The sequence below is a fragment of the Methylobacterium sp. genome (assembly GCF_028290105.1).
In the GTDB taxonomy this organism is placed as follows: Bacteria; Pseudomonadota; Alphaproteobacteria; order Rhizobiales; family Beijerinckiaceae; genus Methylobacterium.
Map to the genome: position 1 here is coordinate 1 of NZ_JAQGKL010000314.1, position 22,810 is coordinate 22,810.

The 22,810-nt window shown below is 68.9% G+C and carries 22 protein-coding genes and 2 pseudogenes; 6 read left to right on the forward strand and 18 right to left on the reverse strand.

Annotated elements, in window-relative coordinates:
• From JWQ05_RS20530 to JWQ05_RS20540, 3 genes are all read right to left on the reverse strand, one after another.
• Positions 1–344: GTPase (locus tag JWQ05_RS20530; RefSeq protein ID WP_299662700.1), on the reverse strand; the 344-nt coding region annotated here is incomplete at its 3' end.
• 43 nt (positions 345–387) lie between these two features.
• The gene (locus tag JWQ05_RS20535) at positions 388–1,101 is read right to left on the reverse strand and encodes a tetratricopeptide repeat protein (RefSeq protein WP_299662703.1); all 714 of its coding nucleotides are present in this window, start codon (positions 1,099–1,101) and stop codon (positions 388–390) included.
• 119 nt (positions 1,102–1,220) lie between these two features.
• Entirely contained in the window at positions 1,221–1,826 is a 606-nt protein-coding gene (locus JWQ05_RS20540; RefSeq protein WP_299662706.1) for an NnrU family protein, read from the reverse strand.
• Positions 1,827–1,954: 128 nt separating this feature from the next.
• Here JWQ05_RS20540 and JWQ05_RS20545 point away from each other — a divergent pair, with 128 nt between their 5' ends.
• Positions 1,955–3,130: a hypothetical protein gene (locus JWQ05_RS20545; protein ID WP_299662708.1), complete on the forward strand. Its 1,176-nt coding sequence runs from the start codon at positions 1,955–1,957 to the stop codon at positions 3,128–3,130.
• Between the two features lie 26 nt (positions 3,131–3,156).
• On the opposite strand, the gene JWQ05_RS20550 is transcribed toward JWQ05_RS20545, so the two are convergent.
• Together JWQ05_RS20550 and JWQ05_RS20555 are read right to left on the reverse strand one after the other, a co-directional pair.
• Positions 3,157–5,733, reverse strand: a complete 2,577-nt coding sequence (locus tag JWQ05_RS20550) for an FtsX-like permease family protein (protein WP_299662710.1) — start codon at positions 5,731–5,733, stop codon at positions 3,157–3,159.
• Between the two features lie 3 nt (positions 5,734–5,736).
• Positions 5,737–6,450, reverse strand: a complete 714-nt coding sequence (locus tag JWQ05_RS20555) for an ABC transporter ATP-binding protein (protein WP_299662712.1) — start codon at positions 6,448–6,450, stop codon at positions 5,737–5,739.
• Between the two features lie 145 nt (positions 6,451–6,595).
• Here JWQ05_RS20555 and JWQ05_RS20560 point away from each other — a divergent pair, with 145 nt between their 5' ends.
• Positions 6,596–7,219: an arylesterase gene (locus JWQ05_RS20560; RefSeq protein ID WP_299662757.1), complete on the forward strand. Its 624-nt coding sequence runs from the start codon at positions 6,596–6,598 to the stop codon at positions 7,217–7,219.
• Positions 7,220–7,222: 3 nt separating this feature from the next.
• Entirely contained in the window at positions 7,223–7,762 is a 540-nt protein-coding gene (gene thpR / locus JWQ05_RS20565) for an RNA 2',3'-cyclic phosphodiesterase (protein ID WP_299662715.1), read from the forward strand.
• A gap of 54 nt (positions 7,763–7,816) precedes the next feature.
• On the opposite strand, the gene coaA is transcribed toward thpR, so the two are convergent.
• The 11 genes from coaA to petA form a co-directional block, all read right to left on the reverse strand.
• Positions 7,817–8,788 carry a type I pantothenate kinase gene (gene coaA / locus JWQ05_RS20570; protein ID WP_299662759.1) on the reverse strand — a complete coding sequence of 324 codons (972 nt, stop codon included), beginning with the start codon at positions 8,786–8,788 and terminating at the stop codon, positions 7,817–7,819.
• Between the two features lie 50 nt (positions 8,789–8,838).
• Positions 8,839–9,162, reverse strand: a complete 324-nt coding sequence (locus tag JWQ05_RS20575) for a phosphoribosyl-ATP diphosphatase (protein WP_299662718.1) — start codon at positions 9,160–9,162, stop codon at positions 8,839–8,841.
• Between the two features lie 93 nt (positions 9,163–9,255).
• Positions 9,256–10,032, reverse strand: a complete 777-nt coding sequence (gene hisF / locus JWQ05_RS20580) for an imidazole glycerol phosphate synthase subunit HisF (protein ID WP_299662721.1) — start codon at positions 10,030–10,032, stop codon at positions 9,256–9,258.
• 18 nt (positions 10,033–10,050) lie between these two features.
• On the reverse strand, positions 10,051–10,809 hold the full coding sequence (hisA, locus tag JWQ05_RS20585) for a 1-(5-phosphoribosyl)-5-[(5-phosphoribosylamino)methylideneamino]imidazole-4-carboxamide isomerase (RefSeq protein WP_299662724.1): 759 nt from the start codon (positions 10,807–10,809) through the stop codon (positions 10,051–10,053).
• Positions 10,810–10,856: 47 nt separating this feature from the next.
• The gene (gene hisH / locus JWQ05_RS20590) at positions 10,857–11,519 is read right to left on the reverse strand and encodes an imidazole glycerol phosphate synthase subunit HisH (RefSeq protein ID WP_299662727.1); all 663 of its coding nucleotides are present in this window, start codon (positions 11,517–11,519) and stop codon (positions 10,857–10,859) included.
• Positions 11,516–12,001 carry a DUF2628 domain-containing protein gene (locus JWQ05_RS20595; protein ID WP_299662730.1) on the reverse strand — a complete coding sequence of 162 codons (486 nt, stop codon included), beginning with the start codon at positions 11,999–12,001 and terminating at the stop codon, positions 11,516–11,518. The genes hisH and JWQ05_RS20595 overlap by 4 nt, the downstream gene beginning before the upstream one ends.
• A gap of 37 nt (positions 12,002–12,038) precedes the next feature.
• Positions 12,039–12,641, reverse strand: a complete 603-nt coding sequence (gene hisB, locus JWQ05_RS20600; RefSeq protein WP_299662733.1) for an imidazoleglycerol-phosphate dehydratase HisB — start codon at positions 12,639–12,641, stop codon at positions 12,039–12,041.
• A 97-nt stretch (positions 12,642–12,738) separates the two neighbouring features.
• On the reverse strand, positions 12,739–13,614 hold the full coding sequence (locus JWQ05_RS20605) for an S-methyl-5'-thioadenosine phosphorylase (RefSeq protein WP_299662736.1): 876 nt from the start codon (positions 13,612–13,614) through the stop codon (positions 12,739–12,741).
• 113 nt (positions 13,615–13,727) lie between these two features.
• Positions 13,728–14,618 carry a cytochrome c1 gene (locus tag JWQ05_RS20610; RefSeq protein WP_299662739.1) on the reverse strand — a complete coding sequence of 297 codons (891 nt, stop codon included), beginning with the start codon at positions 14,616–14,618 and terminating at the stop codon, positions 13,728–13,730.
• 22 nt (positions 14,619–14,640) lie between these two features.
• On the reverse strand, positions 14,641–15,927 hold the full coding sequence (locus JWQ05_RS20615) for a cytochrome b N-terminal domain-containing protein (RefSeq protein ID WP_299662742.1): 1,287 nt from the start codon (positions 15,925–15,927) through the stop codon (positions 14,641–14,643).
• Between the two features lie 33 nt (positions 15,928–15,960).
• Positions 15,961–16,536, reverse strand: a complete 576-nt coding sequence (gene petA, locus JWQ05_RS20620; RefSeq protein WP_299662745.1) for a ubiquinol-cytochrome c reductase iron-sulfur subunit — start codon at positions 16,534–16,536, stop codon at positions 15,961–15,963.
• 551 nt (positions 16,537–17,087) lie between these two features.
• Between petA and JWQ05_RS20625 the strand changes: the two genes are divergently transcribed.
• The 3 genes and pseudogenes from JWQ05_RS20625 (at position 17,088) to JWQ05_RS20635 (ending at position 20,745) form a co-directional block, all read left to right on the forward strand.
• A complete protein-coding gene (locus tag JWQ05_RS20625) occupies positions 17,088–17,780 on the forward strand; it encodes a TerC family protein (RefSeq protein WP_299662748.1) in 693 nt (230 codons plus the stop codon).
• A 247-nt stretch (positions 17,781–18,027) separates the two neighbouring features.
• Positions 18,028–18,306 (forward strand): annotated as a pseudogene (locus JWQ05_RS20780) (PAS domain-containing protein); the annotation flags it as partial.
• Between the two features lie 102 nt (positions 18,307–18,408).
• Positions 18,409–20,745: an ATP-binding protein gene (locus tag JWQ05_RS20635; RefSeq protein WP_299662753.1), complete on the forward strand. Its 2,337-nt coding sequence runs from the start codon at positions 18,409–18,411 to the stop codon at positions 20,743–20,745.
• A 208-nt stretch (positions 20,746–20,953) separates the two neighbouring features.
• Here JWQ05_RS20635 and JWQ05_RS20640 read toward each other — a convergent pair whose 3' ends face one another.
• Together JWQ05_RS20640 and JWQ05_RS20645 are read right to left on the reverse strand one after the other, a co-directional pair.
• The gene (locus JWQ05_RS20640) at positions 20,954–21,883 is read right to left on the reverse strand and encodes an amino acid ABC transporter substrate-binding protein (protein ID WP_299662755.1); all 930 of its coding nucleotides are present in this window, start codon (positions 21,881–21,883) and stop codon (positions 20,954–20,956) included.
• A gap of 316 nt (positions 21,884–22,199) precedes the next feature.
• Positions 22,200–22,810, reverse strand: a pseudogene (locus JWQ05_RS20645) (porin); the annotation flags it as partial.

The following is a 22,810-nucleotide window of genomic DNA, read 5'->3' on the forward strand; positions in this document are numbered from 1 at the left end:
ACGGGGCAGCCGGCCCGGCGCACCATGTCGGCGAAGGGCTGATCGGCGGGCAGCACGCCGGCGCGCGCGTCGATGACGAACAGCACCACGTCCGCCTCGAGGATCGCGGCCTCGGTCTGCGCACGCATGCGGCCGAGCAGCGAGCCGGGATCGGCTTCTTCCAGGCCGGCGGTGTCGATGATGCGGAAGACGAGACCACCGAAATTGACATCGCCCTCGCGCCGGTCGCGGGTCACGCCGGGGCGATCATCCACCAGGGCGAGCTTCTTGCCCACGAGGCGGTTGAAGAGGGTCGACTTGCCGACGTTCGGCCGTCCGACGATCGCGACGGTCGGCATATCCATGGTGTGCTCGTTTCAGTCAGGCGTCGTTGAGAAGCGTGTGCGCTCAGCGCGTCACGGGTGGGGGCGCGGCGGGTTCCGCAGGGGCGGCCGCCGTCACGGTGACAGGGCCGCCGGCCACCAGCGCCGCGTAAACCTCGATGCGCTGACGCAGGTTCTGCGGCGTCTGCGGATCGGCGTTGATCTGGTCGAACCAGCGGCCCGCACCCTCGTAATCGCCGCGCTTGAGGGCGACGAGGCCGAGCATTTCGCGGGCGGTGTGGCGGAAGGGACCGTTGGGTGCCGCGAGCCCCTGGAGGGTCGCGAGCGCCGCATCGGCCTCCGCGCCGTCGACGCGCAGGAGGGCGGAGCGCAGGCGCGCGAGATCACGCAGGCCGGTACCGACCTGGGTGTCGTTGGCCAGCGCGTCGTACTCGGCGGCACCCGCCTTCGGATCACGCTTGGCCGTCTCGGTGGCCGAGCGGAATCGGGCGAGCAGGGCGTAGCCGGCCGGGGCGTCGCCCTCGATCGACTCGAAGGCCTTGTCGGCCTCGGAGGTCTTGCCCTCGCGGGCGAGGCGGTTGGCGACCTCGAATCGCTCCGAGGCGGCCTCGGCCCGCACGCTGCGGTCGTGCTGCCAGTAGCGCCAGCCGCCGATTCCGGCCACGACGAGGACCGCGACCGCCAGGATCACGCCGCTGTAGCGGCGCCAGATCTCGGCGACCTGATCACGGCGATAGTCCTCGTTGACCTCGCGGATAAACTCGTTGTTCTCGGCCATGTGGTCTCACGCCGCCCGGAACCCGGGCGGCCGCTGCATGAAGAGGAAGGTGTGCGCCTATCACACGCACAGGCCGTTGGCGACCGGCTTCGATGCGTCCCGCGCCGGAGACGTCGGATTCAGGCCTGGCCGGGCCAGGCCGCGACGCCGATCAGCAGCGGGTGCAGGTACTTGCCGAACACGAACCAGACCGCGAGCCCGATCACCACGGCGAGCGCATCGTTGCGCCACCCGGCGGGTGCCGCCGCGCCTCCGTGCTGGGCGGCGACGGCGCCGGCCGAGAGCGCGCGGCGCTTGGCGCTGATGCGCGCCACCACCGCCCAGGCGAGGAAGCTGCCGAACAGCAGGATCGAGCCGAGATCGCCGTTGGCGAGGAGATGCGCCGTCGCCCAGATCTTCACGGCGAGCAGCATCGGGTGCTTCGCCCGGGCCCGGATGTGGCCCGGCAGGTAGGCGGAGGCCAGCACGATGAAGGCGAGCGCCGTCAGGAGCAGGGAGAGGTGGCGCGTCCAGACCGGCGGATCCCAGACCGCGATGTAGCCGGACTGGCGATAGAAGTGGAAGCCGTAGCCGATGAGCACCAGCCCGAGCACGGAGGCCAGGGTGTAGGCGAGCTTGTAGCGGCCCTCTCCCATTTCGCCGACCACCTGCGCCCGCTTGTGCCGCGCCATGGAGAAGGCGTGCGTGCCGAGGAACAGCACGAGGCCGAGGATGAGGATCAGCATGGGGGGCTTTCGCGAAACGACGGACGAAACATCGGGTCCATGTGGACAAGCCCGGCTCGGTCCGTGGCCGGACAATCAGACTGTAACGGTTCAAAACGCAAACGTTGGCCGATGTCCAGGCTTCTTCGATGACGCGCCGCTTTCGCCACACCGCCCTCTGGCTCTGCCTCGCCCTGAGTCCCGCCCGGGCTGCACCGGAGCCGCCGCTCTCCGCGCTGACCCTGGTCGGGCCGCCCGTGACGCTGTTCAAGGCGAGCCGCGATGCCTGCGACGGGGTCGACGTCCCGGACGCCTCGGCGCGCGCCTATCGCGATGCGACGGGGGCGGTCGCACTGTTCGGGATGCACTATCGCAATCGCGCGTTCCGGGGGCCGAGCCTCGATGCGCTCAAGCTCGACTGCGCCGTCGTGCTGGAATCTGGCGGCAAGGCCGATCCGGCCGCCTATGACGATGCCTCCTGGATCACCGCCACCTGGACGGAGGATGGCCGGACCGTCGCAGCCCTCGTCCACCACGAGTACCGCGCCAACGAGCATCCCGGCCGCTGCCGCTCCACGGTCTACATGGAGTGCTGGTACAACAGCATCGTGGCCGCCCGCTCGACGGACGGCGGGTTGAGCTTCACCCGCGCGGCTCCGCCCGTGGTGGTGGCCGGCGCGCCTTTCCGGCAGGAGGTGGGCCAGGGTCACCATCGCGGCTTCTTCAATCCCTCGAACATCTTCGCGGACGGCCCGTGGCGCTATTTCCTGGCCTCGACGACGGGATGGACCCTGCCCGGCAGCGATCAATCCGCCGGAATCTGCCTGTTTCGTACCGACAACCCGGCCGATCCGACGCGCTGGCGCGCCTGGAGCGGCTCGGGCTTCACGGCGGCGTTTCCCGACCCCTATGCCAAGCCCGTGAAGGCGCCGGCGACCTGCGCGCCGATCGCGCCCTTCCCGACCCCCGTCGGCGCGGTGGTCCGGCATCGCGCCAGCGGTGCCTGGATCGCGGTGTTCATGGCCAAGGCCGGCACCAGCTTTCCGGAATCCGGGTTCTACTGGACGACCTCGCGCGATCTCCTGGCCTGGGACCAGCCGCGCCTCCTGCTCGCGGGCGCCACGCTCTACGACGATCCCTGCCGGGCACCCGCCGGGCTGATCGCGTACCCGTCGCTGCTCGACCCGGACGCCCGGGGGCGCAACTTCGACGACACCGGCGACGCCGCGATCCTGACCTACGTGACGCTGCGCACCGAGGGCTGCAGCATCACCTCCGACCGCGACCTCGTCCGGCGGTCTCTCGCGATCAAGGTCTGGCCCTAGACGCGCGCTTGGCGACGCCGGGCACGTCAGAACTGGCGCAGGTACGGCGCCGGCTTCTGGCCGAGGATGCGCCAAGTGCCGGCGAGCCCGAGCACGATCGCGAACGCCACGGCGAGGCCAGCCGCGATCACGGCCCCCGACAGGTCGAGGGTGAATTCGAGCTTCATCACGCGGGTGACGATGACCCAGCCGGCGAGCGTACCGGCCGCCAGCCCGAAGATCGCGGTCGCGAGGCCGAGCGCCCCGTATTCGAGGGTGTAGACGGTGAGGAGGCGCGTGCGGGTCGCCCCGAGGGTCTTGAGCACGACCGCGTCGTAGAGCCGGGCGCGGTGCCCGGCCGCGAGCGCTCCGGCGAGCACGAACAGGCTCGCCACCACGGCGATGCCGCTCGCCCCCCGGATCGCCAGGACCAGCTTGCCCACGATCTCGCTGACCGCCTCGAGGGCTTCCTTCACGCGCACGCTGGTGACGGAGGGGTAGGCCCGCGCCACGTCGCGCAGGATCACGGCCTCCGCCTTGCCGTCGGGCCCGTTCGGAAGGGTCAGGGTCGCGAGATCGGAATGCGGGGCACCCCGGAAAGTGCCGGGCGAGAACACCATGACGAAGTTGATGCCGAGGGAGCGCCACTCGACCTTGCGCAGGTTGGCGATCCGCGCCGTCAGGGTGCGTCCGAGGACGTTCACGGTGACAGTGCTCCCGACCTTGAGGTCGAGCTTGCCCGCCAGTTCCGCGTCGAAGGAGACGAGCGGTGTCCTGCCCTCCTCCGCGTTCCACCAGGTGCCGGCCACGAGACTGGAGCCTTCGGGAACGTCCTCGGCGTAGGTGATGCCCCGATCACCGTCGAGCACCCAGGCGGCGTCCTCGGGCGGCTTGATCTCACCCGCCGGAACCCCGTCGAGGGCCGTGATCCGGCCGCGCATCATCGGCACGCGCTCGATCTTGGCACCGGGCGCCCGGCTGCCCAGGAAGGCGTGGAACGCATCGGCGTCGCTCGACGGGATATCGAGGAAGAACAGGTTCGGCGCCTTGGCGGGCAGCGAATTCGTGAGCGTGCGCCGCACGTTGGCGTCGATGAGGCTCAGTGTGACGAGGAGCGTCACCCCGAGTCCGAGGGAGAGCACGATCGCGGGCGTGAGGGCGCCGGGCCGGTGCAGGTTGGCCAGCGCCATGCGGGGTGCGGCCAGACGCGGGCGCGGCAGGCGCCGGGCCACCGCCATCAGCCCGAGGGCCACGAGGTGCAGGAGCCCGAAGGCGAGTCCGGCGGCGACGATGAAGATCAGCGCCAGCCTTCTGTCGAAGGCCGTCACCAGCGCCAGGGCCACGAGCCCGGCGAGCGCGCCTGCGAGAAACAGCCGGTAGCGCAGGCGGGTGCGCACCGAGCCCGGATCGACCACGTCGCGGAACAGGCCGGACACGGGGATGTCGTGGGCGCGTCCCAGCGGCAGGATCGCGAAGGCGAGGGCCGTGAGGAGACCGTAGGCGGCGGCGAGCGCCAGTTCGCCCGGCGCGATGGTCGGGTTCAGCGGCAGCGGCAATGCGTCGTGAAACAGGGCATCGAGGCCGAAGGGCAGCGCCGCGCCGATCCCGAGCCCGATGGCGATGCCGAGGCCTGCGATGAGCAGCACCTGCGTCAGGTAGAGGACGACGACCTGTCCGCCGGGCGCGCCGACGCTCTTAAGGGTGGCGATGGAACCACGCTTGCGCTCGACGAAGGCCGCGACCGCGTTGGCCACCCCGACGCCGCCCACGATGAGCGCGGTCAGCCCGACCAGAGTGAGGAACTGCGTGAAGCGCTCGATGCTCTTGGCGAAACGCGGATCGGCGTTGCTGCGCGTCCGCATCTCCCAGCCCGCGTCGGGAGCGGCCTTGGCGATGGCGGCGGCGCGGCGCGCCAGGTCGGCGTCGTCGGCCCCCGGAATGCGCAGACGGTAGCTCCAGCGGTTGAGGCTGCCGGGGCGGATCAGGCCGGTTTGGTCAAGCGCCTCGTGGGTGATCAGCACGCGCGGGCCAAAGCCGATGCCGTTGGCGATGCGGTCTGGCTCGGACACCAACGTCGCGCGGATCGCGAAGGACTTGCCCGCGATGACGATGCGGTCGCCGACCTTCAGGTCGAGGCGCGTCAACAGGACAGGGTCGGCGACCGCGCCGAGGACGCCGTCGCGCTCGGCGAGGAGATCGGTGAGCGGCTGGGCCGGGTCCGTGACGACGTCGCCCAGGCTCGGGTAGTCGGCGCCGACCGCCTTCAGTTCGACGAGCGCCGCGCCCGCGTCCCCTGCGGCGGCCATCGCCCGCAAGGTCGTCACCACCGAGACCTGTCCCTGCGCGTCGAGGGCGGCCCGCTCCTCCGGCGTCGCCGCGCGGTTGATCAGGCTATAGGTGAGGTCGCCCCCGAGGATGCGCCCGCCTTCGCGGCCGAGGCCGTCCGTCAGCGAGCGCGAAATCGAGGCGACGCCCGCGATGGCCGCGACGCCGAGCGCGATGCAGGCGAGGAAGACGGCGAATCCCGACAGTCCGCCGCGCAGTTCGCGCAGCGCCAGGCGCAGGGTCAGCGGGATGCGGGGACCGGAGGGCCGCCCAGCGGGCTTAGGGAGTGTGCCGTGCATCGCTCAGGCCTGGACCCGCACGGGCTCTTCGACCCTGCCGGAACGCAGGCGAACGGTCCGGTCGCAGAGGCGCGCGAGACCGGGATCGTGCGTCACCAGCACCAGCGTGGCCCCGCGATCCCGCTTGAGCGCGAAAAGCAGGTCGACGATCTGCCGGCCGGTGGCTTCGTCGAGGTTGCCCGTGGGCTCGTCGGCCACGAGGATCGCCGGGTCCGGCGCGATGGCCCGCGCGATGGCGACGCGCTGCTGCTCGCCGCCGGAGAGCTGGGCCGGATAGTGGTGCAGCCGATGGCCGAGGCCGACCGCTTCGAGTTCGGCCTGCGCACGGCGGTGCGCGTCCGGCTTGTCGGCGAGTTCGAGGGGGAGCGCCACGTTCTCCAGCGCCGTCATGGTGGGCACGAGGTGGAAGGCCTGGAACACGATGCCGATGCGCCGGCCGCGAAAGCGCGCCAGGGCGTCCTCGTCGAGGGTGCCGAGATCGGTGCCCTCGACGAGGATGCGGCCGGCATCGGGCCGCTCGAGGCCCGCCATCACCATCAGCAGCGTCGACTTGCCGGAGCCGGACGGACCCACGAGCCCCACGGCCTCGCCGGCCGCCACGTCGAGGGAAATCCCGCGCAGCACATGAACCCGCGCGGCGCCCCGCCCGAGGCTCAGGTCGATGTCGGAGAGGGTGATGGTCTGACTCGCGGGCGGCGTGGACTTGTCGGAGTTCAACGGACGACCGATCTGTGAGCAGGCAGGGTCATGGTGAGCCGAGGGTCGGGGTTGTGATCGAATGGGTCTGTGTGATGTCTCACGTCTCGCCGATATGGTCCGCCGGCACGCGGCGCGCCATCCGGGTCGTCGCATCGTGGCGCTGATGACGCTCTTTGCCGCACTCACGCTCGCGGCCGCGCCATCGGACGCCGCGCCCGATTCCCGACCGCTCAAGCTCGTGGCCTTCGGCGACAGCCTGACGGCCGGCTACCGTCTGCCGGCGGACGCGGCCTTTCCGGCGGTGCTCGAACGGGCCCTGAAGTCTCGGGGTCGCGCGGTCGCGATCGCCAACGCGGGCGTCTCCGGCGACACCACGACGGGCGGTCTCGACCGCCTGGACTGGTCGATTCCCGACGACACGAGCGGCGTCATCCTCGAACTCGGCGCCAACGACATGCTCCGGGGCACCGACCCGGCCGTGACCCGCAAGGCGCTCGACGCGATGATCGCGCGGCTGAAGGCACGTGGCATCCCCGTCCTCCTCGCCGGCATGCGGGCGCCGCCGAACCTCGGACCCGACTACGTCGCGCGCTTCGACGCGATATACCCGGATCTCGCCAAGCGCCATGATCTCGTCCTCTACCCGTTCTTCGTCGAGAGCATCGTCGGCGACCGCTCCGCTCACCTGGAGGACGGACTGCACCCGAACGTGAAGGGCGTCGAGAGCATCGTCGCCGGCATCCTTCCCACGGTCGAGACCTTCCTCGATCGCCTGAACCCGCGCTGAGCGATGCCGCGGCTGTTCACCGGGTTGGAGATTCCTGCCGAGATCGCGGAAGTCCTGGCCTTGAAGCGCGGCGCCCTGCGGGGAAGCCGCTGGATCGAGGCCTCGGACTACCACATCACCCTGCGCTTCCTCGGGGATGTCGAGGCGGAGGTCGCGGAAGCCCTCCACGAGAGCTTGGCCGAGTCGAGGCCGCGAGCCGCCTTCGCTGTCACGCTCGACGGCCTCGCGAGTTTCGGCGGTGACAGGCCCCGCGCGCTGCTCGCATCCGTGGTGCCGAGCACCGAACTATCGGACCTGCAGGCCGAGCACGAGCGGATCGCCCGGCGGGCCGGAGCCGCCCCGGAGCCGCGAAAATTCACGCCGCACGTCACCCTCGCGCGCCTGCGACGCGAGGCACGCGCGGGGGATGTCGCGGCCTATCTGAGCGAACGGGGCCTGTTCGTGCCGCTGACCTTCCGGGTCGACCGGATCGCGCTGTTCTCCGCCCGCGAATCGACCGGCGGTGGGCCGTACGTGGTCGAGGCGGCCTATCCACTGGGGTGACTTCGAGGCGAGCCGAACCACACGGAGATCCGTGTCGATCGTTACCCGAAGACCCTAGAGCCGGCGCAACGCCACCGTCTCGATCCGATGGCTCGCGCCCTTGGCCAGGATGAGGCTGGCGCGCTGGCGCGTCGGCAGGATGTTGTCGCGCAGGTTCGGCAAGTTGATCGTGGTCCAGAGCGTGTCGGCGATCTCGATGGCCTCGGCTTCCGTGACCTCCGCGTACTTGCGGAAATAGGAGAGCGGGTCGCGAAACGCCGTCTGGCGCAGGCGCAGGAACCGGTTGACGTACCAGCGGTGCAGGTCGTCCTCGTGCCCGTCGAGGTAGATCGAAAAGTCGAAGAAATCGGAGACGAACGGTATCGCGGTGCCATCGCGCGGGAGGCGCGCGGGCTGCAGCACGTTCAGTCCCTCGACGATGAGGATGTCGGGGGATTCGATGATGCGTTGTTCGCCCGGAATCACGTCGTAGACGAGATGCGAGTAGAGCGGAGCCGCCACCCGCTTCTGCCCCGCCTTGATGTCGGTGAGGAAGCGCAGCAGCGCGGCGGTGTCGTAGCTTTCGGGGAACCCCTTCCGCTCCATGGCGCCCATGCGGCGCAATTCCGCGTTGGGCAGCAGGAAGCCGTCGGTTGTGACGAGATCGACCTTCGGGGTGTTGGGCCAGCGCGCCAGCAGCGCGGCCAGCACGCGCGCCGAGGTGGATTTGCCCACCGCGACGGAGCCGGCCAGCCCAATGATGTAGGGAACCTTGGTCTCGTGCTCGGCCAGCAGGAAGCGCTGGGTCGCCTTAAACAGACCCTGCGTCGCCGCGACGTAGAGCGAGAGCAGCCGCGACAGCGGCAGGTAGATCGCCTCCACCTCCTCCACCGAAATCGGATCGTTGAGGGATTGCAGGCGCGCCACCTCCTCCGCCGCGAGGGTCAGGGGCGTGTCGGCGCGCAGCTGCGCCCATTCCTCGCGGTTGAAGAGGCGGTAGGGGGAGAGCCGCTCGGAGCCCTGTCCCGTCACCGGGTCCTGGCCCAGCGCAGGCTCGCGGGTGGATGGCACGACAGCGGGGATCGGCGTTTCGGCGTTCACGCGGGGCCTCGTGCGGCCTTCTCGGCGATGCCGCTCTGCGCCGTGCGCCGCTCGAGTTCGGCCAGCACCTCGTCGAGGGCGATGCCGCCACCGCGCAGGACGACCAGAAGGTGATAGAGCACGTCCGCCGCCTCGCCGACGAGGCCGGCGCGATCACCCTGCACGGCGGCGATGGCGGCTTCCACCGCCTCTTCGCCAAGCTTCTTGGCGGGCTTGGCCGGGCCGCCCGCGAGAAGCTTCGCCGTGTAGGAGCTGTCCGGCGAGGCCGCCGCGCGATCGGCGACGAGAGCTTCGAGATCATTGAGCGTGAACTGGGTCATACAATCCTGGGTTCCGGAAAACCGGACTTATCGTGCCATGCAACCAAGCGTGCGGCACGATGGATCATGACGCAAGGGCTACGGAGGTCGGTCTCAGAGATCGAGGCGCATGGAAAGGCCGGCCGCCGCCATATGGGCCTTGGCCTCGGAGACGGTGTGCTGCCCGAAATGGAAGATGGACGCCGCCAGCACCGCGCTGGCACCGCCGTCGCGCACGCCCGCCACCAGATCGTCGAGGCCTCCGACACCGCCGGAGGCGATGACCGGAACCGAGACCGCATCCGCGATGGCCCGCGTGAGCGCGATGTCGTAGCCCGAACGCATGCCGTCCCGGTCCATCGAGGTCACCAGAAGCTCGCCGGCACCGCGCGCGGTCACGGTCCGGGCGAACGCGATGGCATCGAGCCCCGTGGGCTTGCGCCCGCCATGGGTGAAGATCTGCCAGGCCGCCGGCTCGCCGGGGCCGGAGGTGCGCTTGGCGTCGATCGCCACGACGATGCACTGGCTGCCGAACTTCTCGGCGCCGCGCGCCACGAAATCCGGATCGTTCACCGCGGCCGTGTTGATGGAGACCTTGTCCGCACCCGCCAGCAGCAACGTGCGGATATCCGCCACGGTGCGGATGCCGCCGCCGACGGTGAGCGGCATGAAACAGGCCTCTGCCGTGCGGCTGACGACATCGAGCAACGTGCCCCGGTCTTCGTGGCTCGCGGTGATGTCGAGGAAGCAGAGTTCGTCGGCCCCGGCCGCGTCGTAGGCCTTGGCGGCCTCGACCGGATCGCCGGCATCGCGCAACGCGAGGAACTGGACGCCCTTGACGACGCGACCGTCCTTGACGTCGAGGCAGGGGATGATGCGGGTCTTGAGCACGGGCGTCCCTTGAACGGATCAGGCCGCGGGCGCGGCCGACGCCGCATTGGAGGCGCGCCGGATCGCGGCGAGCGCCTCGCGCGGGTCGATGCGGCCATCGTAGAGCGCGCGGCCCGTGATGGCGCCGGCCAGCAGCGCGCAATCGGGTTCCAGGATGCGATGCACGTCCTCGATGGAGGCGAGCCCACCGGAGGCGATCACCGGGATCGTCACGGCGCGGGCGAGCGCCAGGGTCATCTCGATGTTGAGGCCCTTGAGGATCCCGTCCCGCGCGATGTCGGTGTAGATGATGGCGGCGACGCCGGCGTCCTCGAAGCGACGCCCGAGTTCCTCCGCCGTCATGCTGGAGGTGGTGGCCCAGCCCTCCACGGCGACACGACCGTCCTTGGCGTCGATCCCCACCGCGATCTTGCCCGGGTAGAGGCGGGCGGCCTCGTGCACGAAGGCGGGATCGCGCACGGCCGCCGTGCCGATGATGACGCGGGCGACGCCCTTGCCGATCCAGGCCTCGAGGGTGCGCATCTCGCGGATACCGCCGCCGAGCTGAACCGGGAGCTTGGTCCGGGCCAGGATGGCGTCCACCGCGCTCGCGTTCATCGGGGCGCCCGCGAAGGCGCCGTCGAGATCGACCACGTGCAGCCAGGAGAAGCCCTGCTCCTCGAAGACCGCCGCCTGGGCGGCCGGGTCGTCGCTGAACACGATGGCCTGCGCCATGTCCCCTTGCACGAGACGGACGCAGCGCCCTTCCTTGAGATCGATGGCCGGAAACAGGATCACGCGTCGGTTCGCTTTCGAGTCGATCGGGGACAGGTGGGTGGCGTGGCCTACGGGCGCCAGCGCAGGAAGTTGGCGAGAAGCGCGAGGCCCAGGCGTTGGCTCTTCTCGGGATGGAACTGGGTGCCGGCAATGTTGTCGCGGGCCACCATGGCGGTCACCGCGCCACCATACTCGCTGTGCGCGACGAGGTCTTCGTCGCGCGCCGGGCTCAGCGCGAAGCTGTGCACGAAATAGGCGTGCAGGCCGCCCTCCCCGGTGGGGATGTCCGCCAGCAGCGCGTGCTCACGATCGACCTCCAGGGTGTTCCAGCCCATGTGGGGCACCTTGAGGTTCGGGTCGGCCGGCTGAATCGGCCCGACATCGCCGGGAATCCAGTCGAGGCCGAGGGTCGTGTCGTATTCGAGCCCGCGCGTGGCCAGAAGCTGCATGCCGACGCAGATGCCGAGGAACGGCCGCGCGCGCGCATGCGCCGCGTGGGTCATCGCCTCGACCATGCCGGGCACGGCGTCCAGGCCACGGCGGCAATCCGCATAGGCACCGACGCCGGGCAGCACCACGCGATCGGCCTTGGCCACCGTCTCGGCGTCGTCGGTGAGGACGATGCGCGTGCCGTCGAGGCCGGCTTCGCGTGCCGCACGCTCGAACGCCTTGGCGGCCGAGTGTAGGTTGCCCGATCCGTAATCGATGATCGCGACGGTCTCGGGGCTCACCGACGCCCCTCGCTGAAGGGGAACATGCCGATGGCGAGATCGCTCGGCGGTACGGCGACGCTGCCGTAGGAGGCGTGTGTCGTCCGTGCCGGAGCCGAAATCTCGAGCCAGCGGGCGGCGGCCTTCATCTCCGCCTCTTCCGGGCTCGCAGCGATCACGGCGTCGCGGACCGGACGGCCCGTGCGGGTGTAGGTCCAGCGCCGCAGGGACGAAGCCTCCAGCCCGACGAGCGTCGCGACCAGGAGCGCGACCACGAACCCCGCCACCGGGCTGAGCCCGAGGAAGTGCCCGGCGCCCGCCGTCGCGACAAGGAGCACCAGCACCCCGAGACCCGCCAGCCAGAGACGATGAAGGAAGAACCAGAGGGGCCCGAAGGCGAAAGCGGCCCACGAGAAGGTGTCCGGCACGAGGTGCGCGCGCTCGAGACCATGCGTTTCGCCGGCCAGGGCATCCCGCTCCGGGTGCAACGTATAGGTGCGCATCAGGTGTCGCCTCCTCTGCTCGGACCGCGCTCGCGGATCAGAGCGAACCCTTCGTCGAGGGAACGCGCCCGCCTTCGCGCGGATCGATCGTCACCGCCTGCCGCAAGGCGCGGGCCAGGCCCTTGAAGCAGCTCTCCGCGATATGGTGGGCGTTGTCGCCGTAGAGCGTCTCGACGTGCAGCGTCAGACCCGCGTTCATGGCGAAGGCCTGGAACCACTCGCGCACCAGCTCCGTGTCGAACTGGCCGATCTTCTCGACCCGGAACTGGGTCCGGAACACCAGGAACGGACGTCCGGAGATGTCGATGGCGACGCGGGTGAGCGCCTCGTCCATCGGCAGGTGAATGTCGGCATAGCGGGCGATGCCGCGCTTTTCGGCCAGAGCCTGCGCGAAGGCCTGCCCCAGGGCGATGCCGGTATCCTCGACGGTGTGGTGCTGGTCGACCTGAAGATCGCCCGTGACCTTGACGTCGAGGTCGAACAGGCCGTGGCGCGCGAACAGTTCGAGCATGTGGTCGAAGAAGCCGACGCCGGTCGAGACATCGGCGCGCCCCGTCCCGTCGAGGGCGATCGCGACGTGCACGTCGGTCTCCGCCGTCTTGCGGCTGATGTTCGCGGCGCGCTGGGCCTCTTGGGTCACTGATCGGTTCCGGCTTCTGAAACGAACCCGCCTTCTAGTGCGAACACCGTGCCCCGTGAAGGGCGCCCCGCGCCGAATCCACCGTGGCGCCGCTTCGTCAGGCGGCGAGGACCCGGCCGGCGACCGCGTCGAGCTTGGCGAGCAGGGCCGGATCGCGCTGCGCCACCGCCGTCATGATGGCGCCGTCGAGGGCACGCTCGGTGCCAGCCGGACAGGCTTCGCGATCAGCGGGGAAATCGCGCGCGAGACGCGCGACGAGACGCGCGGCCTTGTCGGCATTGGCGCGGGCCACCGCCACGACGGCGGCGACGTCGACGGCATCGTGCGTCGGGTGCCAGCAGTCGAAATCCGTCACCATCGCGATGGTCGCATAGGTGATCTCGGCTTCGCGGGCGAGCTTTGCCTCCGGCATGTTGGTCATGCCGATGACGTCGAACCCCTGCGCCTTGTAAGTGGTGGACTCGGCGTAGGTGGAGAATTGCGGCCCCTCCATGCAGACATAGGTGCCGCCGCGATGGACGGCGATGTCTTCCACCTCGGCGGCCGCCGCGATGCGGGCCTGGAGCGCCGGGCCGACCGGATGCGCCAGCGAGACGTGGGCGACGCAGCCGTCGCCGAAGAACGAGGACGCCCGGCCGTGGGTGCGGTCGACGAACTGATCCACCAGCACGAACAGGCCGGGGTGCAACTCGGCCCTGAACGACCCGCAGGCGGAGAGCGAGACCAGATCGGTGACGCCCGCCCGCTTCAGGACGTCGATGTTGGCGCGGTAATTGATGCCCGTGGGCGAGAAGCGGTGGCCGCGCCCGTGGCGCGCCAGGAAGACGACCGTCGTCTCGCCGATCCGGCCGATCCGCAGGGCGTCCGACGGCTCACCCCAGGGGGAAGCGATCCGCTCCTCGCGGACGTCCTCCAGGCCAGGGAGGTCGTAGACCCCGGACCCGCCCATCACACCGAGCACCGCTGCCGTCATGCCGTTCTCCATACACTTCGCGCCGGTCGCCCCCTTCCTGGGGCGCCGGCGCGGGGCGTTTCAACGAAGGCCGGCCCAATCGGGCCGGCGGGTTGGGATTAGCAGTTCTTGGATCAGTAGGTCTTGTGAAGCTCGGGCTGGAGCCCGTGAACCTCGCCGCCGACCTTCGCCCAGATCTTCTTCTTCACGTAGTAGAGCAGGCCCGCCAGCACGAGCAGGAACAGGATCACCCGGAGGCCGAGGGCCTTGCGGGCCATCATGTGCGGCTCGGCGGCCCAGGCCATGAACGCCGCGACGTCCTTCGAGTACTGCTCCGTCGTCTCCGGCACGACCGGCTCGCCCTTGTCGTTCTTGGCGTAGGTCACCTGCCCGTCGCTGATCGGCTTCGGCATCGCGATGAGGTGACCGGCATAGTACTTGTTGTAGTACGTGCCCGACGGGATCTCCTTGCCGGCGGGCGGCTCCTCATAGCCGTTCAGGAGTGCGTGGATGTAGTCCACCCCCTGCTCCGAGAAGCCGACGAAGGGCATCGCATCCACGATGAACAGCGGGAAGCCGCGCTCGTAGGTGCGGGCCTTGGCGAGGACCGAGAAGTCCGGAGGCGCCTTGCCGCCATTGGCGGCCGCAGCCGCCTTCTCGTTCGGGAAGGGTGGCGGGAACGGATCGGCGGCGCGGGCGGGACGCTCGACGTCCTCGCCCGCATCGTTCTGCTCCTTCACCTTGTACTGGCTCGCGAGCTCCTTGACCTGGCCGGCGCTGAACGCCGGGCCTCCGGCCTCGGCGAGGTTGCGGAAGCGCACCAGATTCATGCTGTGGCAGCTCGAGCAGACCTCCTTGTAGACTTGGAAGCCGCGCTGGAGCTGGGCCTGATCGAAGCGGCCGAAGATGCCGGCGAAGCTCCAGGTCTCGCGGGGCGGATGGGGGGTTCCCTCATCCGCCGACGCGACGGAGAGGCTCATCACGGCCGCAAGCAGGGAGGCGGCGAGGACACGGGTCGTTTTCATGGTGCTCAACAGTCCCCTGCCCTCAACCCTTGGACGATGGTGCGGCGGCCGCACCCACCGGCATGCCGGACCCGCCGACCTGCTTGCCCGGTCCCGTCACGGTCTCGAGGATCGATCCCGGCAGGGCTTTCGGCGTCTCAAACAGTCCGACGAGCGGCATCACGAGCAGGAAGTGCAGGAAGTAATAGGCCGTGCAAAGCCGCGCCGCGATGACGTAGCCGCCCTCCGGCGGCTTGGCGCCGAGCCAGCCGAGGAGGATGCAGACCACCACGAAGAGGAAGAAGAACTGGCGGTAGATCGGGCGGTAGTTGCACGAGCGCACCCGCGACGTGTCGAGCCAGGGCGCCAGCGCCAGGATCAGCACGGCGCTGAACATCAGGATCACGCCGCCGAGCTTGTCGGGCACCGCGCGCAGGATCGCGTAGAACGGCAGGAAGTACCATTCCGGCACGATGTGCGCGGGCGTCACGGCGGGGTTGGCCGGCACGTAGTTGTCGGCGTGGCCGAGATAGTTCGGCTGGTAGAAGATCCAGTAGGCGAAGAAGGCGAAGAACACGACCGCGGCAAACACATCCTTGATGGTCGCGTAGGGTGTGAACGCCACCGCGTCCTTGCCCGACTTGATCGGGATGCCGGCCGGGTTGTTCTGGCCCGTCACGTGCAACGCCCAGACGTGCAGGACCACCACGCCGGTGATCATGAACGGCAGGAGATAATGCAGCGAGAAGAAGCGGTTCAGGGTCGGGCTGCCCACCGAGTAGCCGCCCCAGAGCAGGCTCTGGATGGTGTCGCCCACCACCGGGATCGCCCCGAGGATGCTGGTGATGACGGTGGCACCCCAGAAGCTCATCTGGCCCCAGGGCAGCGTGTAGCCCAGGAAGGCGGTCGCCATCATCAAGAGGTAGATGATCACGCCGAGGATGTAGAGAACCTCGCGCGGCGCCTTGTACGAGCCGTAATAGAGGTTCCGGAAGATGTGGACGTAGACGGCCACGAAGAACATCGAAGCGCCGTTGGCGTGCATGTAGCGCAGCAGCCAGCCGTAATTCACGTCGCGCATGATGTGCTCGACGGAGTTGAACGCGTTGGCGGCGGACGGGTCGTAATGCATCGCCAGCCAGACGCCGGTGACGATCTGCGAGACCAGCATGGCGATCAGAATCGCGCCGAAGGTCCAGAAATAGTTGAGGTTCCGCGGCACCGGGAAGGAGACGAAGGAGGAATGCACGAGCCCGACCAGGGGCAGGCGCGATTCGAACCACTTCGCCAGGGCGCTCTTGGGAACGTAGGTATTGCCGTGTCCGCTCATGGGGCGACCCCCTCCAAATCCTGTTTCAGGGTGTCAGGCGACGGCCTTGCCGCCCTCTTCGCCGATCCGGATCTTGGTCTCCGATTCGAAGAGGTAGGGCGGGATCGGCAGGTTCGCCGGGGCGGGACCGCGACGAACGCGTCCGGACGTGTCGTAGAGCGAGCCGTGGCACGGGCAGGACCAGCCTTCGTACTGGCCCTGGTGCCCGATGGGCACGCAGCCGAGATGGGTGCAATTGCCGTAGACCACGAGCCACTTGGCGTGTCCGTCCTTGACCCGGGCCGCATCCGGCTGCGGGTCGATGAGATCGGAGAGCGGCACGGCGGCCGCTTCCTTGATCTCCTTCTCGGAGCGACTGCGCACGAAGATCAGCTTGCCGCGCCAGAACACGTTGACGATCTGGCCCTCCTGGATCGGCGACAGGTCGACCTCGAGGGGGGCGCCGGCCGCGATGGTCTCGGCATCGGGCGCCATCGAGGCGACGAAGGGCCAGGCGAGTGCGCCGGCGCCGACCGCAAGACCCGCGCCCGTGGCGAGAAACATGAAGTCGCGCCGCGTGCCGTCCGGCGCGCCGTGGGTGCTGTCGGGGTCGGCTGCCGTGTTCGCCAAGTGTCAAACTCCAAGCATGATTGCGCCGGTTGACCTTCGTCCCACCCTGCGGCGATGGCCGGCGGGGACCTTAGAGGCTTTCAAAGGAATGTCAGCCCGACGGGACGGAAGCACCATCCCAGAGGATTGTGCAATGCGACCCCGCGTCACCGGAAGTCAAGGCGCGGCACCGCTTCGAACATGCGCTTTCCCCTCATCGCGAAGGCCCGTTGCCGAGAGGTCGCGCAGGGCGGCGCAGAGGCATGCACTGGCCTACCGTCGCCCCGCGGTTTCAACGCCGGCCATGCAGCCGGCGGCGGTGCGACCTCGCCGTCGGTCGCGTCCGGTCGGAGTGATCGCGCCGGCGGCGGGACCCTATTCCGCACGGCGGCTTATCGACGACACAGGGCGAGACGAAATGCCGATGACGTCGCCAACCCGGATTTTCCATCCCAGGTTGTGTAAGCCATCGGATGATCCGGCGCTTTGCCGCCTGTGCGTTCTCCCGCGTATCGGCTACCTGCGGGTGGCAGCATGGCCATTCCGACGGGCCGTTCATTCCGAAAGAGCCGATGGACATCACCGACCCGCACTTCGCTGTCGCGGTTCTTCAGATCGTCTGGATCGACCTGCTCCTATCGGGCGACAATGCCGTCGTGATCGCGCTTGCCTGCCGTGCCCTGCCCGCAGAGCGTCGGCGAGCGGGCATTCTGCTGGGCGCGGCCACCGCAATCCTCCTGCGCATCGCCTTCGCGCTCGTCGTCTCCTCGCTGCTGGCGGTCCCGTTCCTGCGCATCGTTGGCGGACTTCTGCTCGTGTCGATCGCGGTGAAGCTCGCGGTCGGCGAGGAGGAAGCGGACCCGTCCGTTGCCGAGAGCGCGACCCTCTGGCGTGCGGTACGCACCATCGCCGTCGCGGACGCGGTGATGAGCCTGGACAACGTGGTGGCGGTGGCGGCCGCCGCGCGAGGCCACGCGGCGTTGTTCGTGTTCGGTCTCGTCCTCTCGATTCCTCTCATCATCATGGGTGCGTCCCTGATCACCGCGTTGCTCCTGCGCTTTCCCGTCGTCGTCTGGGCCGGGGCGGCCTTGCTCGGCTGGATCGCCGGCGAAATGATCGTCGCGGATCCCGCGATCGCGGATCGGATCCCGCCGGCCCTCCACGCCACGCCAGGGGTGGGAATCGTCGTCGCGATCCTGGTGGTCGGTACGGCCCTCGTGCTGTCGCGGCGACGGGCCGCGATGCAGGGCGCCAAGCGTGACTGAGCCGTGGGCGGGGCTGCCCGTGCCACGCGCCCCGGATGGCGAGGAAACACCGGTCCGCCCATCCATGTCGGTCACGATGGTCGGCTTGCGGGAGGAACGGATCGACGGACAGCACCAGGCCTGGGGCGACGGAACGATCTTGTTCGGTGCCGGCATCGCGTTACTCGCGCTCGTCGGTCTCCGTGCCGTTCGCTGGCGTCGCCGTGGGGCCGCCGTCAAACGATCCGCGCGAGAAGAGCAGATGATGATGCGCGCCCTGTTCGACGCCTCGTGCGACCAGCACATCATCGTCCGCGTCGCGCCGACAGGGCGTTTCGAACTCGCGGCCTGGAATTCGGCCGCGGCCCGGGCCGCTGGCGGCGACGGGAACGCTCTTGGCCGCACCATCGCGACGGTGTTCCCGCCCGAGCCGGCCGAACGCATGCGGGCCGCATTGAACCGTACGGCCTCGACCGGCGAAACGGTCCGCAGCCAGGATCAGGCGGGAACCGCTGTTTTCGAGGCCACCTACGTTCCGCTGCGCGATCCCGCCACCCAGGCCATCGATCGGATCTCCGTCGGCATTCGCGATATCACGCACCTCAAACGCGCCGAAGCGGAGGCCCGGGAAACCAATCGCCTCCTCGTCATGGCCGAACAGATCGCCCATGTCGGTCACTGGCATCTCGACTTGGCATCCCGGCGGTTGCGCTGGTCGGACGAAGTCTTTCGCATCCACGGTCTCGGGCCCGGGACGGTCACGCCGACGATCCGGGGCAGCCTGGCCGCCTGTCACCCGGAAGACCGCGCGGGCGCATGGGCCTCGGTGGCGAACGCGGTGCGTCGGCGCACGGGCTTCGACATCGCTCTGCGCCTGATACGGCCCTCGGGCGAAATCCGGGACGTGCAGGTGCGCGGACTCTGTCAGTTCACGCCCGTAAGCGGGGAAGGCCCCGAGACTCTGCGCTCGATCTTCGGCGTGTTTGCCGACGTCACCGAATTGAAGGAGGCCGAGCGCGCGCTCGAGGACAAGTCCACGCTTCTGGCGGCAACCCTCGAGAGCATGGACCAGGGCCTCCTGATGATCGCGGCCGATGGGAGCGTTCCGGTGATCAACCGGCGCGCCATCGAAATCCTGGCTCTGCCGCAGGACCTGCTGGCGCGGCGGCCGGACTACCGCACCCTTCGCCGGCACCTCCGCGAGAGCGGCGCCTGGGGTGTTTCGATCCAGGATCCGAAGCACTGGCATCTCGACGAACATCGCCGCACCACGGAACTGCGATCGGAACGCCGACGGGCCGATGGAAGCGTGATCGAGACGCGCTCGCTCCCCACACTTGCCGGCGACGGGCACGTCCAGACCCTGACGGACATCACCGACCGCCGACGCTCGGACGAGCGCCTGCGCGAGAGCGAGGCGCGCTACCGTCTGCTCGCCGATCATACCTCGGACCTCATCGTCCTCGACGACGGCGATGGACGCCACCGCTACATCTCGCCGGCCGTGACGAGCATGCTCGGCTATTCCACCGAGGAGGCGATCCGCGTCGGCCTGCGCACGCTGGTTCACACCGAGGATTCCGCGAAGCTCACCGAGACCCTGCATGCCCTGACAGCCGAGCATGCGACGGGGTCGGCGATCTACCGCCTGCGCCACAAGGCGGGGCGAGACGTCTGGGTGGAGGCCGCATTCCGGCGCATCGAGGACAGCAGCGGCGTCCAGGTCATCCAGGCGATCCGCGACGTGACCGAGCGCCAGGATCAGGAGGCCGACCTGCGGAACGCGCGAAAGGCGGCCGAGGCGGGTGGGCAGGCGAAGGCCGAGTTCCTTGCCACCATGAGCCACGAATTGCGGACGCCCCTGGCCGGCATCCTCGGCGTGCACGACCTCCTGCGCGAGGACCCGACCCTGACGCGCGACCAGGCGCGCCTGGTCGGACTCGCTCGGGAATCCGGACGCTCCCTGTTGACCATCGTCAACGACATCCTCGATTTCTCCAAGATCGAGGCCGGGCAGCTCGCCATCGAGGCGCTTCCGTTCAGCCTGAATGCCGTGATCGAGGGTTGCCGACAACTCAGCGTCGAGACCCTGCAGGGCCGGGCGGTACGCCTCGCGGTCGAGCTCGCGCCCGACCTGCCGAATTGGCTCCTCGGCGACCCCACACGCCTGCGCCAAATCGTTCTGAATCTGGCCACCAACGCGATCAAGTTCACGCCGCAAGGTTCGGTCGTCTTGCGGGCTCTCCACGTACAGGCGCCCGGGTCGGGCGCGCGCCTGCGCATCGAACTCGTCGATACCGGCATCGGTGTCCGGCCCGAGATCCTGCCCATGCTGTTCGAGCGCTTCGTCCAGGCCGACGGCTCGACGTCCCGTCAATATGGCGGGACCGGGCTCGGCCTCACGATCTGCAAGCGCCTCGTCGAACTCATGGGCGGAGAGATCGGGGCGGAGAGCCGATTCGGCGAGGGCTCGACCTTCTGGTTCGAAATTCCGCTCCGCCTCGCGCAGGGAGAGGATGCGGCCCAGGATCGATCCGCCTCGCTGCTTCAGCGCTCGACGGGACGGCTCTGGCGCATTCTCCTGGCCGAGGACAACGTCATCAACCAGGAGATCATCGGCACCGTGCTGCGCCAGAAGGGCCATGTGGTGACGGTGGTGGCTGACGGCGAACGGGCCGTCTCGGCGGCCCTCGATGACGGCCCGGTCGATCTCGTGCTGATGGACGTCCAGATGCCGGGGCAGGATGGGTTGGCGGCCACGCGCGCCATTCGCGCGCGCGAGCAGGCGGAAGGACGCGGGCGCCTTCCCATCATCGCCCTGACCGCCAATGCCATGGCGGAGGAAATCGAGCGCTGCCGTGTCTCCGGCATGGACGCACATGTCGCCAAACCAGTCGACTGGGCCACGCTCTTTTCCGCGATGGAACGCCTTGCCGGAGAAGCGGCAACCGGTGCGTTCACCGCGCAAAGCGTCGGCGAATCCTAAACCTGCGCGACGATCCCGCCGCTGTCCTTCGCCCGAAAGCCCGATGCCGGCTCTTGCCAGAGGCAAAGGCCGCTTCGAACGAAAAAACGCCTCGCCCCGGTTGGGGCGAAGCGTCTTTGCAGTCCGAGGACTGCGCCACCCGGAAGAGATCGAGCCTGGTTCGTCAATCCAGAACACCGCGAGAGCCGAGGCCCATCGCGGTGGGGTCTCAGTAGGCGGCCGGGTCGGCGCTGTCGCTCGGGGACGCGAAGGCCTTGGCCATCGCGTCGCTCATCGGCAGGTTGAGGTTGATGCCGCGCGGCGGGATCGGCTTCGTGAACCACTTCTCGTAGAGGGCCTTGCCCTCGGCGCTCCTGTAGAGTTTCGCGGTGGCATCATCCACGACCGCCTTGAACGGGGCGTCGTCCTTGCGCAGCATGATGCCGTAGGGCTCGGGCTTCGAGAGCGCCTCGCTGGAGATCGCGTAGGCACCCGGGTCCTTGGAGCTGGCGGCCAGCGAGGCGAGCAGCACGTCGTCCATGACGAAGGCCACGGCGCGGCCGGTCTCGACCATCAGGAAGGCCTCGGCATGGTCCTTGGCCGGCAGGATCGTCAGGCCCAGGTTGCGGGCGGTGTTCGCCTCGTTGATCTGGCGAATGTTGGTGGTGCCGGAGGTCGAGACGACGGTCTTGCCCTTGAGATCCTCGATCTTGTCGAGCTTGGCCGACTTCTTGGCGACGAAGCGCGTCGCGGTCAGGAAGTGCGTGTTGGTGAAGGAGGCCTGCTTCTGGCGGTCGGCGTTGTTCGTGGTGGAGCCGCACTCCAGATCGATGGTGCCGTTGGCGATCAGCGGAATGCGGGTCGCGGACGTCACCGGGTTCAGCTTTACCTCGAGGTTCGGCAGCTTGAGGTTGGTCTTCACCGCCTCGGCGACCTTCTGGCAGATCTCGAAGGCGTAGCCGACGGGCTTCTGGTCGCCGTCGAGGTAGGAGAACGGGACGGACGCGTCCCGGTAGCCGATGGTGATCTGGTTGGTTTCCTTGATCTTCTTCAGGGTCCCCGTGAGCTCTTGCGCCTTGGCGCTCCCTACCGCGCCCAGGGCCAGCACGAGGCTCAGTGCCGTGGCGGACAGGGTGGATCTCTGATGACTCGAACGCATCTGCAGGCTGACTCCCGAAGGTCGATCGCCCCATCGGCGATCGCTGAAGCTGGACGTGGGCAACGTAGCAGCGGCGCGGGCCGTCGCAATCGTTGTTTTCACGCGGTCCAGGTTTGGAACGCGCGCGAAGCTAGGCAAGCGGCGTGCCGTCGAACGCTGGTCGGGACCGTTGGAGACCTGCCGCCCGGCGTGGGCCAGCCGAGGCCGCACACGCAAAAAGGCCCGGCTTTGCAGCCGGGCCAGTTCGCATGTCTCGATCGCTGAAGAGGTGGATGATCCGGGCTCCCAAGGGCTCGGATCATCGGGTCGGATCGGTTTAGAAGTCGCGCTGCACGCGGGCGCGGACCTGGAAGGTGTCCTGCGAAGAAACAGTGCGGACCGCGGCTCCTGCGTTGATCGCCGCAGCCGTCAGGACGCCGTTGCTCTGCTGATCGATGATGCGACCGATGGTAGCGCCGAGCTTGGTGTAGAAGCCCTCGACACCGATATCGAGGTCCTTCACGGGCGACCAGATCAGGCTGCCGCCGGCAACGAACTGGTAGTTGTCGCGCAGGACAGGGCTGAGAGCGAACGAGCGACTGCCCGGCGCACCGATGAAGGTAGCGGTGTTCGCATTGGTTGCGAAGGCAGAGCCGGCATAGGCCAAAGCATTGGCTTCGCGAGCGCCACGAGCGAAGGACATCTCGCCGTAGCTGCCGAACACGGCCGAGCGCCACTCAGGCGACCAGTAATGCAGGTACGCCGCGACCGCCGTGAAGCTGGTGGAGAGCTCGATTTTGCCCGTGACCGGGTTGAGGGTCGCGTCGGCCATGAAGGGATCGAACGGTGCACCGTTGATGGTGCTGGCGCGTGACGTGTAGCTGCCGTTGTACGAGGAGTAGCCGGTGTAGAGGGTCGCACCCTCTCCGTAAGCTCCCTGGAGATAGA